This window comes from Fodinicola feengrottensis (genome assembly GCF_010993775.1).
Lineage (GTDB): Bacteria > Actinomycetota > Actinomycetes > Mycobacteriales > HKI-0501 > Fodinicola > Fodinicola feengrottensis.
The window spans coordinates 90,653-105,175 of record NZ_WOTO01000024.1 but is presented as its reverse complement, the minus strand read 5'-3'; the positions used below and the strand labels follow the sequence as shown (position 1 = coordinate 105,175).

Genomic DNA, 14,523 nt, shown 5'->3' with positions numbered 1-14,523 from the left:
GGCGGGCGTACGTGAAAACGATTTCACGTACGGATGGCCGATGTGCGCAATGTCTTATCTGCGCCACATCCGACTTATTGCCACTACCTGCCGGCTGGGTCATGGTTTTCCCCTGATTGGCACCGAACCGAGGGGAAAAGTTATGCAGCGTTATCTGCTGTTCGACGGGCATTGCGCCCAGTGTTCGCGGACCGCCCGCGCCGTACGGGAAACCGCGCAGGGCAAGGTCGAGGCGAGGAGCCTGCACGACCCGTTGATGCGGGCGCTGGCCGACCATCCGAACTGGGGATCCGAGCCGCTGCTGCTGGAGGTGGACGGCGAGCGCGTACGGGTCCGATCAGGCCTCGCGATGCGGGTGCGACTGCTTGGCGTCCTCGGCCCCGGCCGGGCCTTCCGCCTGGTGGAGCGGCTGATCGACAGCGAACCCGCGGCTGTCCCAGCCAGTGCGATCGGCCGCCGCAAGCTGCTTGCCAGGATCGCCGGCGTGGCGCTGCTGGGCACCGGCATTCTCGCGGTCGCCGGCCCAGCCGGCGCCCACACCACCGGCGTCTCCACCAGCGGCGAATGGGTCACCGACCCGGCCATCCTGGACCGCCTCCGCCGCACCGGGGTCGTCCAGGCCGCCACCAGGACCTTCGGCGCCCCGAACTGGGACCAGGTTTATCGCGGCGGCCCGGACAGCGCGCCTTTCTACGTCCTCAGCCACCCCGACGCTTTCACCGCGATCTGCGACCCAGTCACCGAAAACGTGCTGGGCTTCTGCTTCCGGGTACGGACCTCGTCGGGTCTTCCGCAAGTTGACTGGCTGCGCCCGGACAACGGTGAGCACGTGCTGCGTACCGAAGTCGATCCAAGCGGATCGGCGACTTCCTCGACACCCCACGGAAGTTGGGTACGTACCGAAAAGAACGGCGTCCGTTCCGGCCCGCTGTCCGACCCCACCAGCCCCGATGCCTGGATGGCGTTTTTTTTCCTTGCGTGGCGGGATGCGCCGCACCGCACATTCCGGCCTGCGGCGGTTTCTGTGTGACCTGCGGCGCTTCCGGCGGCGAGAACGCGCTGGCCTGCGCGCAGTGCGCCGGCTGCATCGCCGGTGTCGCGCTCGGCTGTGGAATGGTCTGCTTCGACAAGTTCCCGATCCCGCTTCCCCCGCCGAGCAACTGATGCGTACTGCAGCCGTGGCCAGATCGGCGCCGGTTTCACGCACCTGAGAAGGGACTCGCTCCATGGGATCAATCGACGCACCCTGATCACCGGCGCGGCCGCGATCGGCGCCGCCGCCCTGGCATTGCCGCAAACCGCCGCCGCCAGCCCGAAAGTGAGCCCGCAGCTGGCCAGTAGCAAGAAACGACTCACCGGCGTGGACATGCCACCGTCGCAGCGGTGGCAGGTCGGCGGCACCGACCTCGGCATCGCGTACTTGCTGGAAAACAACTCCGTCGGTTTCCTTTTCGGCGACACCTTCAATACCCGCTGGTACAACGACCCGCCGCTGCCCAACGACTGGCGGTCGCCGGTGATGCTGCGCTCCAACATCCATCCCGGCGATCCCGGCGGCATTGTTTTCGACAGCGCGGCAATGGTCGCCGGCGACGGGCGCGCACCGGAAATCACGTACAACGGCCACAACGGCAGCGACGGCGCTGGTACGTTCGAAGTCACCGTTATTCCGAACGACGCGGTGGCATTCCCGGATGGCACCCATGTGATGTCGTATATGAGCATCGCCCCGTGGTATAACGACGTGAACATCCAGTGGCGGACGAATTACGCCGGGCTCGCAATTTCCCACGACGGCAACAGTTTCCAGCGCACTCCGACAGTGTGGTGGAATGATGGCAGCAACACCGACCCGTTTCAGATGTGGACAATGCAGCGCGATGGCGACTGGGTCTACATCTTCTCGGTGCGAGCCGGCCGCCAAACCGGTCCGATGATGCTGCGCCGGGTGCCGGTGAACTCGATGTTCGACTCCGGCGCGTACCAAGGCTGGGGCTGGAACGGCACCAACTGGGACTGGGGTCGGCCGTGCACGTCAATCCTGCCCGAGTCCAGGTTCGGTGAGCCGTCGGTCCGCAGACTCAACGACGGCACCTGGGTGATGTCCTATCTGAACGGCGGCAGCGGCTCCATCGTGACCCGCCGCGCGGACGGCCCGGACAAGGCATGGACGGATGAGAACGTGCAGGTCACCCAGCTGCAGCAGCCGGCGATTTACGGCGGATTCATTCATCCGTATTCCAGCAGCGCGCCCAACGATCTTCACCTGTTGGTCTCGCGGTGGCCACAAATCAACGGGCAGAGTTTCGCGTACGACGTCACGCAATGGTCGGTTCGGTTTAGGTCCTGTCTGGTTATTGCGGTGGGATGAGAGTCGAGGTCCAGGAGTTGGCTGGTGGTGCCGCGGGGAAGCCTTCATAGCAGCGCTATGGGGGCTTTCCCGCGGTGCCGCCAGCCGGCTCCTGGGCTCGGCTATCGCCCGCCGCAATAACCAGACCGGGCCTAGTAGTAGGCCTTGTCGTGCTCTAGCCTCACCCCATGTCCGACCTGGAAGGGGTGAGGCTGGAGCATGTTCGACGTCTTTGACCCCGAAGCCGACCACGGCCGCGTCTATCGCGCCCTGGTGTCGGAGCCGCGCGGTTCGGTCCAGTCGCTTGCCAACCGTACGTCCCTGCCCGAAGACGTCGTCCGCGATCTTCTCGGTGAACTCCAGCAAGCCGAAATAGTGGTGTCCCTCGACTGCGACGGCGACCTTTGGGAGGCCCGGCGCCCGGATCTCGTGGTGGCCGGTGTGCTGCGCAAACACGACAGCTGGCGGGTCCGCCTGCACCAGGCCGAAGCCAGCCTGATGGACGCTTTTCGCTTTGCCCGACTGGAAAGCGCCGGCTCCATGGACGTTGAGTTGGTGCACGGGCAGGCAACGTTCTTCGCCCGCTTCCAGAAAATCCAGGAAGCCGCGAAATCCCACGTGCTGGCGATCGACCGGCCGCCGTATTACTGGGACGCGACCGAGATAGATCGACAGGAAAAGCTGCAGTGCGAGCAAATGGCCGCCGGCATCGGTTATCGGACCATTTACCAGGAATCCGCGAGCGATTCGCCGGTCCGCAATGCCAGCATGATGCGTACCATCACCGGCGGTGAGATTGCCCGTGTCCTGACCGATCCGCCGGTCAAAATGACGATCGTCGACGACGAGGTGGCCATTGTCGCGATGGATCCGCCAGCCGGCGCGGAAGGGACCTTGGTCATCCAACTGGTGTACGGGCCTGGGCTGTTGGAAGCCTTCACGAAGGTCTTCGAGTCCTTGTGGCGCCTCGCCGTGCCGATCAACCTGGCCCAGCTGAACCAGGACCTCAACGACCGTACCCGGGAAATCCTGACCATGATGGCCAGCGGCGCCACCGACGACGCGATCGCCCGCCGGCTCGGCCTCTCCAGGCGTACGGTCGTCAGAATCGTGGCTGGACTACTGGAACAGCTCGGCGCGACGACCCGGTTCCAAGCCGGCGCCCAAGCCGCTCGCCGAGGCTGGCTATGACGCCGCTCAGCAAAGGTAACGAAACGGACAAAACCTAGCTGTTCCGTTACGTTCGCGGTGGTGGCCGAGGGTTATGACACATCGCGTGGAGTGAAGAGCGGACGAAGCGAAGAGACGTGGAAGAACCGATTCAGTAAGGTCAGCGGCATGACCGTCGAGTCCACTGCCGACCATCAGCTCGCCGAACCCGAAGACGGCCCGCGGGAGCAGCCGCCCGCCGACGCGGAGCTGCGCCGGGACATCCGCCGGCTGGGCAAGCTGCTGGGCGAGTCGCTCGTCCGGCAGGAGGGCCCGGCGCTGCTGGAGCTGGTCGAGACGGTCCGCCGGCTGACCCGCTCCGACCCGGACAAGGCCGCTGAGCTGCTCCGGGACCTGGACGTGCCGACCGCGAGCCGGCTGGTACGCGCCTTTTCGGAGTTCTTCCACCTGGCCAACGTCACCGAGCAGACGCACCGCGGCCGCGAGCTGGCCGCCAAGCGGCGCGCCGAGGGTGGCTGGCTGGAAGGCACCGCGCGGATGATCCGCGAACGTGGTGTGCCATCCCATGAAGTCGCGGCGGCGGCTCGAAATCTGGCTGTACGTCCGGTTTTCACCGCTCATCCTACCGAAGCCGCTCGGCGCTCGGTGCTGGCCAAGCCAAGCAGCGCGCGGTCGGCGACCTGCTGGACGCCGAGGCGGCCGGCGGCTCGACCAGCCGCACCGAGCAGCGGCTCGCCGAGCTGATCGACCTGCTGTGGCAGACCGACGACCTGCGGTTGGAGCGCCCGGAGCCGGACGACGAGGCCCGCAACGCGATCTACTACCTCGACGATCTCTACGCCGAGGCCGCTCCCGAGGTGCTCACCGAGCTCGCCGATCGGCTCGCCGAGCTGGGCGGCCCGCTGCCCGCGGACGCCCGCCCGCTGACCTTCGGCACCTGGACCGGCGGCGACCGGGACGGCAATCCGTACGTGTCGGCCGAGGTCACCATGCGCGTCCTGCGGCTGCAGCACGAACACGGCATCCGGGACGCCGAGCGGATGCTCGCGTTGTTGGTCGACGAGCTGAGCGTTTCCAGTCGGGTCGCCGGTGCGTCCAACGAACTGCGCGAGAGTGTGAGACTGGACCTCGCCGCCCTGTCGGAAGTCGAGCAGCGCTTCCGGCGAATCAACGTCGAAGAGCCGTACAGGCTGAAGATCCGTTGCATCCAAGCAAAACTCCAGCGCACCAGGCAGCGCCTCGCGGCTGGACTCGGGCACACTCCTGGCCTGGACTACCTGGGCAGCGCGGCGCTGCTCGAAGACCTGGAGGTCATGCGCCGCTCACTGCTGGCACATCGCGGCTCGCTGATTGGGCAGGGCCGGCTCACCGAGGCGATCCGGGTGGTCCGCGCTTTTGGCCTGCACCTGGCCACTATGGACGTGCGGGAGCACGCCGACGCCCATCACGCCGTGCTCGCCACGCTTTTCGACCGGCTCGGCGAAATGGACCGCAAGTACGCCGACCTGGACCGTCCACAGAGGACGGCACTGCTGGTCAGTGAGCTCTCCAGTCGGCGGCCGCTGACTGGCCTGGCGACCCAGCTGGACGGCGCCGACGCGAAGACTTTTGGCGTTTTCACCACCATTCGGGACGCGCTGAACGACTTTGGCCCGGAGGTGGTCGAGTCGTACATCATCTCGATGACGCAGGGCATCGACGACGTGCTCGCGGCCGTTCTGCTGGCCCGCGAGGCCGGCCTGCTCGATGTCCACAGTGGAACATCGCGGATCGGTTTCGTCCCACTGCTGGAACAAGCGGCCGAGCTGCGGGCCGCTGGCGATATTCTTGACAAACTTCTGTCCATTCCAGCGTACCGACGGATCGTCGCTGCCCGGGACCAGGTCCAAGAGGTCATGCTCGGCTATTCCGACTCCAACAAGGACGCCGGGATCGCCACCAGTCAGTGGGAAATCCACAAAGCCCAGCGCGCTTTGCGTGATGTGGCCGCGAAAAACATGGCGTGAGACTGCAGCTTTTCCACGGCCGCGGTGGCACTGTTGGCCGTGGCGGCGGCCCGACTCACGACGCCATCCTGGCGCAGCCCTGGGGCACCCTGGACGGCGCCATCAAGGTCACCGAGCAGGGCGAGGTGATCAGCGACAAGTACATGTTGCCCACGCTGGCAAGGGAAAACCTGGAGCTGACCGTCGCAGCCGTCCTGCAGGCAGGCGTCGGTACTGCACACCGAGCCGCGCCAGTCCGGCGACCAGCTGGCCCGCTGGAACGCCGCAATGGAAGCGATCAGCGATTCCGCGTACGGCCGCTACCGCGCGTTGATCACCGACGAGGACCTGCCGAAATACTTCTGGGCCTCCACTCCGGCGGAACTGCTCGGCGAGCTGAACATCGGCTCCAGGCCAGCGAAACGACCGAACGCGGACGCCGGGCTGGCTGGTTTGCGGGCCATTCCGTGGGTGTTCGGCTGGACCCAGTCGCGGCAGATCGTGCCCGGTTGGTACGGGGTCGGCTCGGGCCTCGCGGCGGCCCGCTCGGCGGGGCTGGACAGCCTGCTGGCCGAAATGCACGCCGAGTGGCACTTCTTCCGTACGTTCATCTCCAACGTCGAGATGACCCTCACCAAAACCGACCTGCGGATAGCCGCGCAGTACGTGGAGCGGCTGGTCCCCGGCGAGCTGCACCACATCTTCGAGCGGATCCAGCAGGAGTACGACCTGACCATCGCCGAGTTGCTCCGGCTGACCGGCGAGGAACACCCGCTGGCCAGCCAGCCGCAACTGGCTCGGACGCTGGGCGTCAGGGACCGCTATCTCTCACCGCTGCACCAGCTGCAGCTGGAGCTGATGGCCCGCCGCCGCAAAGCCGGCGAACCGGACCTCGCGCTCTCCCGCGCACTCCTGCTCACCGTGAACGGCATCGCCGCCGGCATGCGAAACACCGGCTGACAGGCGATTTCCCCAGACACTACTGGACACCGCGTGGTACAACGTTGGAAAAGCAAGAAACCGATTTCCCGTCTCACGCATCACTACATAGAGAAGCTCACCACTCACGGGTGGGCACAATGCAGGAGGAACCATCATGCAGAGGACAATTGTCAAAATCGCCGCCGCGGCCGTCCTGACTCTGGGCGCGACCGTCGCCACCGGCGCCCTGATGGCTACCCCGGCCAGCGCGAGCAGCCACGTCGGCACGATCAACGGCGACAGCCGCCCGGCCAGACCAGCGGCATGGGTGGCACCATCAACGGCGACGGCAACCCCGGCGGCCACTAGAGATTTTCCGCTTCACGGGTGGGCATCTCTCGTACGAGAGATGCCCACCTGCCTTTCAGCACAACCTGTCGAGATCCACCACCAACGGCACTGGCAGTGCCGCCTCGTACTTGCCCGTGACAGTTCCGCCATCCATATAGCCGAAGCCCTCGGTCAGATGGCAGGCAGTGAGCGAGGTCGGTGGATCCAGGTCGATGATCCAGTACTGCCCAATGCCGGCGTCGGCATATTCAGCTCGCTTGACCACCAGGTCCATTCGTTTTGACCCAGGCGAGATGATCTCGACAGCCAAGAGAACCTCGGCCGCCCGGATCAACCGCTTGCGCCGACGCACCTCGTCCCGCACAGCGCGCTCAACGATGAACAGGTCAGGAGCCCTGACGAATCCTGGCTCGTCGGGAGCGGCGAGCTCCAGATCGACAGACGCATCCTGCATGACCCACAGGTCTCCCGGCAGCTGAGCCTTGATCTGGATCGCCAGCTCTAACGACGCGTCCACATGGTCATAGCCGGGTCGCGGCGACCTGAAGAGGATGCCTTCCTGAAGCTCCCAGGGGCGCAAAGCGTTCTGGGGAAGGGCCGCATACTCGGCAACCGTCAGCAGCTTGGCCAGCTGGTCCTCAGGAACCGGGAGTGCAGTCACAAATCCCTCCAAACGCTTGCCCAGAGCGTGGCACATTCCGAGCCGGCCGCCGGCTAGTTATCCACCGGCTACCTGTTGACCCAGGTCACAAAGGTAGCCCAACCGCCGGCCGGAACGAGCAGGACAGCGCCGGCCCGATTCTTGGAATCCCGGATCCCCACCACCTGTTCCCCGGATGCGACCTCGACACAGGAGGTCGAGTTGCCGCTGCGGATGCTTTTACGCCAAGAACCTACGGTAGTCATGTTGACTCCTTCGCCTGTCTGGTCACTTCATTGACTATTTGACCGACCGATGAATTCCGCTGATTGCTGAGCGGACAACGCACTTGCCAGAATTGCTTCCCACGCGAGCTGATAGGCGTCGATATGCGGCTCCTCTTCCAGGAAAACGCTCAGAACCTTGTTCTCCAGATAGACCAAGGTCGAGTACGACTCGAACTCCATGATCACGAACGGGCTCTCCAGACCGGGATGCGCGCCCGCCGCGACCGGCACCACATGCACTGACACCCGCGACCGACGACACACTTCGGCAAGATGACGCAGTTGCGCGGCCAGCACCGCATATCCGCCGACCGGCATCCGCAACACCGGCTCGTACAACAAAACCTGGAGGTCGGCGCCCAGCGGTCGGCTGAGGATGCGCTGCCGATCCAGCCGCGCCGCGACCATCGTTTCGATCTCGGCGTCGGTACGTTGCCGGACGTCGGTCATCTGGATGACCGCCCGAGCGTAGTCGGGAGTCTGCAACAGGCCCGGAACGACAAAAGGCTCGTAGTTCCACAGTGCGGTGGCCATCTTTTCGAAGTCTATAAGCGCCTTCCATTGTTCAGACAACCCCCGCCCGTGGACTTCGACCCAGCCTGGTTTGCCAGCTTGCCTTACCATGTCCAGAATTTCCTCCCGGCGGGTGAACGAGACGTGGTAAAGGCCAAGCATGGCGGCGACTTCTTCGAGGTGCAGGCCGAGCTGACTGTTCTCGATCCGACTGATCTTGCTCTGCGAAACTCCCAGCGCGGAGCCGACATCGCCGGTGGTGAGCCCTCGCGCCCGGCGCAACCGGCGCAACTCCGACGACACTTGCCTGGATCGTACGGTCGGCTTGGCCTGTCCCGCCACTGCCCCTGTTCCTCCCCTCGTGATTGTCCGAAGAAAATTCCGGGGTGGCATAAACGTGCGCTCCCGGCCTTTCGCATGCCAAAGTAGCGGTCATCGCCGGAAATGCAAAGCGCAGCAGCGGCAACGATAAACGCTAGGAAACTGGAGGAAAGAAATGGATCCCGTATCAGTGGAACAACAGGCAGCGTTGCGAAAATGGACCGTCGAAGGTGAGGTCCCACTGGTCATCACCATTCACCGGCCGGCGGTGACCCTGCGGTGTGGCGACGGGCCCGAGGTGCGGCTCACGCCAAAGCAGGTGAACGCGCTTTGTTGCCAACTCGACGACGCCGAGGCGTACTTTCTCGAAGAGGCGCCACTGACGATCAGCTGACACCCGGTTGGGCCATTCGGGCAGAGCCGCACAACGGCATGCAACCAGTTCGCATGGGGTTCCCGTCTTGGAGGTGTCCACCCAACGCGGTGTGGACGCGATCAGGAGGATCACATGCGAAAGACCATTGCTCGTACGCTCACGATCAGCGCGTTGCTGGCACTTCCGTTCGCCGGCGCGACCGCGGCAAGTGCCGCGCCGGCGCACGCGCAGCCCAGCGCAGCGCCGCGGGCATTAATGCGATCAGCGGAAACTGGGCCCGCGACCTGCAGGCGGACGACGGCCCGAACTTCGATCAGCTGACCGTGAAGAAGAATGGCTCGATTCGGCTCGGCGGCCAACCCGACAACCTCTACGACTGCACCGGCTCGGTCCGCGCGACTGGCAACAACCACTATCTCTTCAGTCTCCGTTGCCTGTCCGCGGGCGAGGTCTACTACCAGAAGGCCAAGGCGGAATACAGCCCCAAACACCGTGCCCTGACCATCCACATGGGACGGACCGAGACATTCCACCGCTGAATCGGCGCGGCGGACGTATATACCTGACCAGAACGACGATGCCGCAGTCCCGGACGGAAATGCGGCATCGTCGTAGTTGGCGCTTGGCTGCTCTCTCCCACTCACCAGAGTTCAATCCTGACAAATGGGACCGAAAAACGTCAAGCACGACCAACTCGGCAAGCCGGCGTACTCAACGTCGACTAGTTGTTCACCGTAGCCACCAACGCCTCACTCGGCTTTGGTTAGCAGAGCGCGCGCTTCGCAATAAGTAGCCCTTTTCCACAGGCGGCTTTCTTATCCACGAAACGAAATCAGCGTCCCCGACTGTCGGTGGCAGCCAGTAAAATCGGGTTATGAGCAGAAAACGACGGCGACCGGAATTCACCGACCCCAACAAACAACCATGGCGCACCATGCCACCCAGCGGAGTTCCCTTGTCCATGTTGGAAGAACTCGACAGGTACGGCCGAGCCGACGCTGACACCGCGCTGGCCGCGGTCGAGACACTGGACAAGGTGATTTCGTATACCCAGGCGATGCAGATGCGGTTCATGGACCGCTTCACCAACGCCCGCCCAGCCGTCGGCGCACCATTCTCCAAATACGCGGCCGGTGAAATCGCCGCAATGCTGACCTGGAGCGTGCCCGCGGCCCAGAAGCGGCTGAATTTGGCGTACCAACTCGTCCACGAACTCCCCGGCACCATGACGGGGATGTCTCACGGTCACCTTGACCTGCGCAAGGCATTCACGTTCGCGGACCAAGTCGGCCACCTCACACCCGAAGACGCACAGAAAGTCGAAGAAAAGGTCCTGCCCGGTGCCGACTCCAAGACGCCTCGATCGATCCGAGACCGGGCACGGCGAGAGAGGTCATCAAAATCGACCCAGCCGCTGCCGAAGCCCGCCGCAAGAAACTGGTCGCCGAGAGGCGAGTAGAAAAACAACCCCCTGCGAAGACGGCATGGCTCTGCTGGGCGCTTTCCTGCCCGCCGAATCAGCGGAGGCGATCTACCGTCTTATCGACGCGATCGCTCGCAAGCTTAAAGCCAAAGACGAGTCCCGCACCATGGACGCGCTCCGCGCCGACGCTCTTACCGACCTTTGTCTGGGTGTGCCGAGCAACGTACGCACCAAAATCGAACTCCGCGTCGACGCCACCACCTTGATGGGCCTGGACGACAACCCCGCGATCCTCAGTGGATACGGGCCGATGACCGCGCAACGCGCCCGCGAACTCGCCGGCGACCAGAACAGCGAATGGTACCGAATCCTCACCGACCCCGTCAGCGGAGTGGTCATCGACCACGGCCGTACACGCTACCGCCCCACCAAAGCGCTACGCGACCTGGTCAACGCCCGAGACCAACGATGCTGCGGACCCGCCTGCAACCGGCCGGCGGCGACCTGCGAATTCGACCACACCACCCCCTTCCGCGACCCGGAAGGCAAAACCGCGTACGACAGCACCGGACCAGCATGCAAATTCCACAACGACATCAAAGAACACGGCTGGACCGTCACCCAGCCAACGCCGGGCCATTTCCTTTGGACCAGCCCCACCGGACGCACGTACGACGTCACACCCAACGACGAATACCCACCACCACCGTTCTAACCCAAGTCCGGTGAGTGAAGGAGCTGAAGTCGCGCAGGCAGGAATGCTTGAGGAATTGGACCGACTTGTGGATGCCAGTCGGCGGAGCGACCCGGAATCAGCGTGGATGTGGACGACCAAGTCAACGCGAAACTTGTTCGTGGAGTTGACCTCGCCGGGATTCAAAGTTCAGGGAATGGCACCGGACTGGAGAGCTCGACAAAGTCAACACCTACGACTTCCCCTCACTTGCCGACAGGAAAGCCATCCCCCATGGGTGTATGACACTACAAGGCCTTGGTGTTAAAGCGAGTTCAGATAAGTCAGGGTGACCACGGCCGATGTCACCGCGGCGGCGAAAACCGCCAGGCTGACGAACAACCAGGTGCGGCCGCCGCCGGCCCGCCGCACCCGCTGCCCCCACCACACACCGAGCGCGAGAGCCGCGAACCACCCCAGCACCGGGCCGAAAACAGCGGTGTTCAGCATCGAGCCGGACCGGCAGAGGAACGGACCCGGATTGTCGGCACAAACGTCAGTGAAGGTCAAGGACATCAGGGTCAGCAGCGGGATCAGGAACAATCCACCGACCAGCACGACCAGCAGTTCTCCCCGCATCGCAGTCCGCGCGAAAGTCACCGAAGTTCCGGCCATTTCCACCACCCCCGTGTCGACGAAATGTCAGTCTAGCGTCCGCGCCGGACGGTGAACTGGCGCGGCAGCAGCGCCCCGACCGCGATCAGCCAGACGAAACCGGGGAAACGGGCCAGCGGCAGCAGGATGGCCAGTGCTGGTACGACCAGGCTGAGCGTGGAGAACTCGGCGATGACGGCCAGCACCACTCCGAGAATGGCCACCCAGCGCGGCAGCATCCGAGTGAACAGCGCGACCACCGAAACTCCGGCCATGAAGAGGCCGAAGAAGACCACGTGCGCGGGACCGCCGGTGAGGAACGACAGGTCCTGCACCGCTCGTACGACAGCGGGGTCACCGAGCACCTCCGGCCGGGCCAGCGGCCAGGTCAGGATGCCGGACAGCATCAGAAAGACCGAGGCGGCCAAGCCGCCGGTCAGCGCGATCACCGATCCCGCGACGGCGACCCCGAAATGCCTTAGCCGCGCGTAGACCGTCGCGGTGAACAACATCAGCGGCACCGCGGCGGCGAACTGGAAGAAGCCGACGAGCAGGGTCGCGCTCTGGTGCTGCGTGAAATATCCCAGGATGCGGCTCGGGGCGTCGAACGGCGACGGGAACGTCGTACCGGCAACCACGGTCGACCCGATCAGACCAGCCAGGAAGAGCACCACGAACACGATGCCGACGGTCAGAAGCGGCGGGCCAGGCAGCGCTCGGGGTTGGTCGGTGGCCTGTTGAGGGGACGTTTCGGTGGACATTTGATCACCTCTCGAAAAAACGATTTTCTTGATGAACCATTCATAGCACGAACGATTGCGGGTTGCTACTGTTAGAGCATGGCGACTTCGGACTCCCCCGGCGGCCCCCCTGCGATGGGCGCCGCATTCTTGCTCACGCAGCTGGGAACGCACTGCGCGTCCAAGTTCGCCGAGCGGGTGCAGGCCATCGGCCTCACTCCGCCGCAGGTCGGCATCCTCGGTTTGATCGCGCGGGCCCCTGGACAGAGCCAGCAGTCCGTGGCCACCACGCTGGGCCTGCTGCCCAGCCGACTGGTCGCGTTCGTCGACGATCTCGAAAGACCAGGGACTGGTGGAGCGGGTGCGCAGCAGTAAGGACCGACGGAACTACGCGCTGGAGCTGACGACCGCGGGCAAGCGCAAGCTGGCCGAGATCGGGAGGGTTGGCGCCGAACACGAAAAGGATATTTGTGGCGTTCTTAGCGAATCCGAACGTGCCGAGCTGATCGCTACCCTGCGGCGGCTCGCCAACGATCAGGGGCTCATCGCCGGTGTCCATCCCGGTTTTCGCAGCCTGAACCGCGCCCGCGGCGCCGAGGCGAGCTGACGTGCGGCTCGCTCTGCAAGGGGCCGCGCTCGGCCATGCCGAGTCGCTGATGTCCGGTGCGTACGCGCCGCTGACCGGCTTCATGTCGCGAGCCGACGCTTTCGCCGTGGCCGCCAACGGCACGCTCGCCGACGGCACGCCGTGGCCGGCGCCGGTCACTCTCGCCGGTGACACCGGTGACACCGCCGACGCTGGGGATCAGGTCGAGCTCAGCGACCCGGAGGGCGCGCCGGTCGCACTGCTGACGGTCACCGAGCACTGGGACGGCTTCCTCGCCGGCCCGCTGACGCCGTTGCGGCCTGTCTCTTATGGCGCCTTTCTATCGCTGCGCCGTACGCCCGCCGAGGTCGCGCTTCCAGCCGGCTCGATCGCCGTACTCGCCGACCGCCCCCTCCTCACCGATGACCTTCTCTCTCTCGACACCTCCGAGGCTTCTCGGTTGTTAGTGATGGTGCCGGCGATAGACGGGCAGGAAGCGCTGGTCAGGGCCGTAAGAGCCGGAGTCGCCGAGCTGACGGGGCCGGCCGAGTTGGTGGTCATACCGCTGCCCGACCCGACGCTGGCCGAGGTGGTGGCGCGGAACTACGGCGCTGCGCGCTGATCCGGCTGCGGCGTACGGAAACGGTTGTCACCGCGGAAAAACTCCTGGCCGCGGGTGCGCGAATCCCGGCCGAGATCGCATCGGCGGCGGCGGTCGCCGAGCAGCTCCGGCAGGTCCACCCACCGAAGGACCGGCGCGGGCTGGTCATCTTCTTCACCGGCCTGTCCGGCTCCGGCAAGTCGACAGTCGCCCGCGGCGTGGTCGACCGGTTACACGAGCGCGGCGGACGTACGGTCACGATGCTCGACGGCGACGTCGTACGCCGGATGTTGTCGCAGGGCCTGACCTTCAGCCGCGCCGACCGCGACCTGAACATCCGCCGGATCGGCTTCGTCGCCGCCGAGGTGGCCCGCCATGGCGGGATCGCGGTCTGCGCGCCGATCGCGCCCTATGCGGCTACCCGCGCCGAGGTCCGCGCGATGGTGACCGGGGCCGGCGGCGAGCTGCTGCTCATCCACGTCTCGACGCCGCTGGAAGTCTGCGAAGCGCGTGACCGCAAGGGTCTGTACGCCAAGGCGCGAGCCGGCCTGATCCCGGAATTCACCGGCATCAGCGACCCGTACGAGGCCCCCACCGACGCCAACCTCACCCTTGACACGTCCACCATGTCCGAACAGGCCGCCATCACCGCCGTCCTGACCCTCCTGGACTCCCACTCCCAGTAGCCGCTTTTGTCCGCATCGACGAAGTGGCGGAGCGACAGGCGTTTGGATACCGGATACAGTAATGGATAATTACGTGAGACTGTTCGTCCCATATATCCCACCTTCTCACTATGTGGACCGTTTCACGTGTTGCGTACGTCAATTTTGAGTAAAGGGAACTTTTGGATCGACTGTCCCGTATGACCTGTCGTGCGGCGTGATCATCACGTCTGTCTTCGGCCGGAAACGACGGGAAGGCGACCTACC

The 14,523-nt window shown here is 64.8% G+C and carries 21 protein-coding genes and 1 pseudogene; 16 read left to right on the top strand and 6 right to left on the bottom strand.

All coding sequences use genetic code 11. The features are described from left to right. Nucleotides 1–142 precede the first annotated feature (142 nt). From GNX96_RS22490 to GNX96_RS54220, 8 genes and pseudogenes are all read left to right on the top strand, one after another. Nucleotides 143–1,030 carry a hypothetical protein gene (locus tag GNX96_RS22490; RefSeq protein ID WP_163569577.1) on the top strand — a complete coding sequence of 296 codons (888 nt, stop codon included), beginning with the start codon at nt 143–145 and terminating at the stop codon, nt 1,028–1,030. After that, nucleotides 1,027–1,164: a hypothetical protein gene (locus GNX96_RS22485; RefSeq protein WP_163569576.1), complete on the top strand. Its 138-nt coding sequence runs from the start codon at nt 1,027–1,029 to the stop codon at nt 1,162–1,164. The genes GNX96_RS22490 and GNX96_RS22485 overlap by 4 nt, the downstream gene beginning before the upstream one ends. Nucleotides 1,165–1,288: 124 nt before the next feature. Then, entirely contained in the window at nt 1,289–2,371 is a 1,083-nt protein-coding gene (locus GNX96_RS22480) for a DUF4185 domain-containing protein (protein WP_279581166.1), read from the top strand. Between the two features lie 198 nt (nt 2,372–2,569). Then, the gene (locus tag GNX96_RS22475) at nt 2,570–3,541 is read left to right on the top strand and encodes a helix-turn-helix transcriptional regulator (RefSeq protein ID WP_163569575.1); all 972 of its coding nucleotides are present in this window, start codon (nt 2,570–2,572) and stop codon (nt 3,539–3,541) included. A 147-nt stretch (nt 3,542–3,688) separates the two neighbouring features. Further along, complete coding sequence (locus GNX96_RS54230) at nt 3,689–4,264, top strand: phosphoenolpyruvate carboxylase (protein WP_279581165.1); 576 nt, start codon at nt 3,689–3,691, stop codon at nt 4,262–4,264. Next, complete coding sequence (locus GNX96_RS54225) at nt 4,201–5,526, top strand: phosphoenolpyruvate carboxylase (RefSeq protein WP_313885749.1); 1,326 nt, start codon at nt 4,201–4,203, stop codon at nt 5,524–5,526. The genes GNX96_RS54230 and GNX96_RS54225 overlap by 64 nt, the downstream gene beginning before the upstream one ends. Next, nucleotides 5,523–5,681: pseudogene (locus GNX96_RS64495) on the top strand (phosphoenolpyruvate carboxylase); the annotation flags it as partial. The gene GNX96_RS54225 and the pseudogene GNX96_RS64495, both read left to right, overlap by 4 nt. A 58-nt stretch (nt 5,682–5,739) precedes the next feature. Beyond that, a complete protein-coding gene (locus GNX96_RS54220; protein ID WP_279581177.1) occupies nt 5,740–6,465 on the top strand; it encodes a phosphoenolpyruvate carboxylase in 726 nt (241 codons plus the stop codon). A gap of 385 nt (nt 6,466–6,850) precedes the next feature. Here the strand turns inward: GNX96_RS54220 and GNX96_RS22465 are convergent, their stop codons facing one another. From GNX96_RS22465 to GNX96_RS22455, 3 genes are all read right to left on the bottom strand, one after another. Next, nucleotides 6,851–7,438 (bottom strand): Uma2 family endonuclease, encoded by a 588-nt coding sequence (locus GNX96_RS22465; protein WP_279581164.1) that lies wholly within the window; start codon nt 7,436–7,438, stop codon nt 6,851–6,853. A gap of 68 nt (nt 7,439–7,506) precedes the next feature. Next, nucleotides 7,507–7,683 carry a DUF397 domain-containing protein gene (locus GNX96_RS22460; RefSeq protein WP_163569573.1) on the bottom strand — a complete coding sequence of 59 codons (177 nt, stop codon included), beginning with the start codon at nt 7,681–7,683 and terminating at the stop codon, nt 7,507–7,509. A gap of 27 nt (nt 7,684–7,710) precedes the next feature. Then, on the bottom strand, nt 7,711–8,559 hold the full coding sequence (locus tag GNX96_RS22455; RefSeq protein WP_163569572.1) for a DUF5753 domain-containing protein: 849 nt from the start codon (nt 8,557–8,559) through the stop codon (nt 7,711–7,713). A 154-nt stretch (nt 8,560–8,713) separates the two neighbouring features. Between GNX96_RS22455 and GNX96_RS22450 the strand changes: the two genes are divergently transcribed. The 4 genes from GNX96_RS22450 (at nt 8,714) to GNX96_RS22435 (ending at nt 11,052) form a co-directional block, all read left to right on the top strand. Then, nucleotides 8,714–8,932 carry a hypothetical protein gene (locus tag GNX96_RS22450; RefSeq protein ID WP_163569571.1) on the top strand — a complete coding sequence of 73 codons (219 nt, stop codon included), beginning with the start codon at nt 8,714–8,716 and terminating at the stop codon, nt 8,930–8,932. Between the two features lie 53 nt (nt 8,933–8,985). After that, complete coding sequence (locus tag GNX96_RS22445) at nt 8,986–9,453, top strand: hypothetical protein (protein WP_279581163.1); 468 nt, start codon at nt 8,986–8,988, stop codon at nt 9,451–9,453. Between the two features lie 335 nt (nt 9,454–9,788). Next, nucleotides 9,789–10,373, top strand: a complete 585-nt coding sequence (locus GNX96_RS22440) for a DUF222 domain-containing protein (RefSeq protein WP_163569569.1) — start codon at nt 9,789–9,791, stop codon at nt 10,371–10,373. 25 nt (nt 10,374–10,398) lie between these two features. Continuing rightward, the gene (locus tag GNX96_RS22435; RefSeq protein WP_279581162.1) at nt 10,399–11,052 is read left to right on the top strand and encodes a DUF222 domain-containing protein; all 654 of its coding nucleotides are present in this window, start codon (nt 10,399–10,401) and stop codon (nt 11,050–11,052) included. 282 nt (nt 11,053–11,334) lie between these two features. Here GNX96_RS22435 and GNX96_RS22430 read toward each other — a convergent pair whose 3' ends face one another. After that, a complete protein-coding gene (locus GNX96_RS22430) occupies nt 11,335–11,685 on the bottom strand; it encodes a hypothetical protein (RefSeq protein WP_279581161.1) in 351 nt (116 codons plus the stop codon). 32 nt (nt 11,686–11,717) lie between these two features. Then, a complete protein-coding gene (locus GNX96_RS22425; RefSeq protein WP_163569566.1) occupies nt 11,718–12,425 on the bottom strand; it encodes a DUF4386 family protein in 708 nt (235 codons plus the stop codon). A gap of 129 nt (nt 12,426–12,554) precedes the next feature. Between GNX96_RS22425 and GNX96_RS54215 the strand changes: the two genes are divergently transcribed. The 3 genes from GNX96_RS54215 to GNX96_RS22415 are packed head-to-tail and all read left to right on the top strand — an operon-like array spanning nt 12,555 to nt 13,612. After that, nucleotides 12,555–12,779: a hypothetical protein gene (locus tag GNX96_RS54215; protein ID WP_279581160.1), complete on the top strand. Its 225-nt coding sequence runs from the start codon at nt 12,555–12,557 to the stop codon at nt 12,777–12,779. Further along, complete coding sequence (locus tag GNX96_RS54210; RefSeq protein ID WP_279581159.1) at nt 12,757–13,011, top strand: MarR family winged helix-turn-helix transcriptional regulator; 255 nt, start codon at nt 12,757–12,759, stop codon at nt 13,009–13,011. Before GNX96_RS54215 ends, GNX96_RS54210 begins: the two co-directional genes overlap by 23 nt. A gap of 1 nt (nt 13,012) precedes the next feature. Beyond that, the gene (locus GNX96_RS22415) at nt 13,013–13,612 is read left to right on the top strand and encodes a hypothetical protein (RefSeq protein WP_163569565.1); all 600 of its coding nucleotides are present in this window, start codon (nt 13,013–13,015) and stop codon (nt 13,610–13,612) included. Here GNX96_RS22415 and GNX96_RS54205 read toward each other — a convergent pair. Next, nucleotides 13,594–13,731, bottom strand: coding sequence for a hypothetical protein (locus GNX96_RS54205; protein WP_279581158.1), 138 nt, complete (start codon nt 13,729–13,731; stop codon nt 13,594–13,596). The two genes, GNX96_RS22415 and GNX96_RS54205, sit on opposite strands and share 19 nt — an antisense overlap. On the opposite strand from GNX96_RS54205, the gene cysC reads away from it, so the two are divergent. Further along, on the top strand, nt 13,675–14,277 hold the full coding sequence (gene cysC, locus GNX96_RS22410) for an adenylyl-sulfate kinase (protein ID WP_313885748.1): 603 nt from the start codon (nt 13,675–13,677) through the stop codon (nt 14,275–14,277). The two genes, GNX96_RS54205 and cysC, sit on opposite strands and share 57 nt — an antisense overlap. Nucleotides 14,278–14,523 lie beyond the last annotated feature (246 nt).

Excerpts from the sequence above, each read along its gene's own strand:
- GNX96_RS22490 (WP_163569577.1), top strand. The coding sequence starts at position 143 with ATGCAGCGTTATCTGCTGTTCGACGGGCATTGCGCCCAGTGTTCGCGG.
- GNX96_RS22475 (WP_163569575.1), top strand. The coding sequence starts at position 2,570 with ATGTTCGACGTCTTTGACCCCGAAGCCGACCACGGCCGCGTCTATCGC.
- GNX96_RS54230 (WP_279581165.1), top strand. The coding sequence starts at position 3,689 with ATGACCGTCGAGTCCACTGCCGACCATCAGCTCGCCGAACCCGAAGAC.
- GNX96_RS22460 (WP_163569573.1), bottom strand. The coding sequence starts at position 7,683 with ATGACTACCGTAGGTTCTTGGCGTAAAAGCATCCGCAGCGGCAACTCG.
- GNX96_RS22450 (WP_163569571.1), top strand. The coding sequence starts at position 8,714 with ATGGATCCCGTATCAGTGGAACAACAGGCAGCGTTGCGAAAATGGACC.
- GNX96_RS22445 (WP_279581163.1), top strand. The coding sequence starts at position 8,986 with ATGGGGTTCCCGTCTTGGAGGTGTCCACCCAACGCGGTGTGGACGCGA.
- GNX96_RS22440 (WP_163569569.1), top strand. The coding sequence starts at position 9,789 with ATGAGCAGAAAACGACGGCGACCGGAATTCACCGACCCCAACAAACAA.
- GNX96_RS22435 (WP_279581162.1), top strand. The coding sequence starts at position 10,399 with ATGGCTCTGCTGGGCGCTTTCCTGCCCGCCGAATCAGCGGAGGCGATC.
- GNX96_RS22430 (WP_279581161.1), bottom strand. The coding sequence starts at position 11,685 with ATGGCCGGAACTTCGGTGACTTTCGCGCGGACTGCGATGCGGGGAGAA.
- GNX96_RS22425 (WP_163569566.1), bottom strand. The coding sequence starts at position 12,425 with ATGTCCACCGAAACGTCCCCTCAACAGGCCACCGACCAACCCCGAGCG.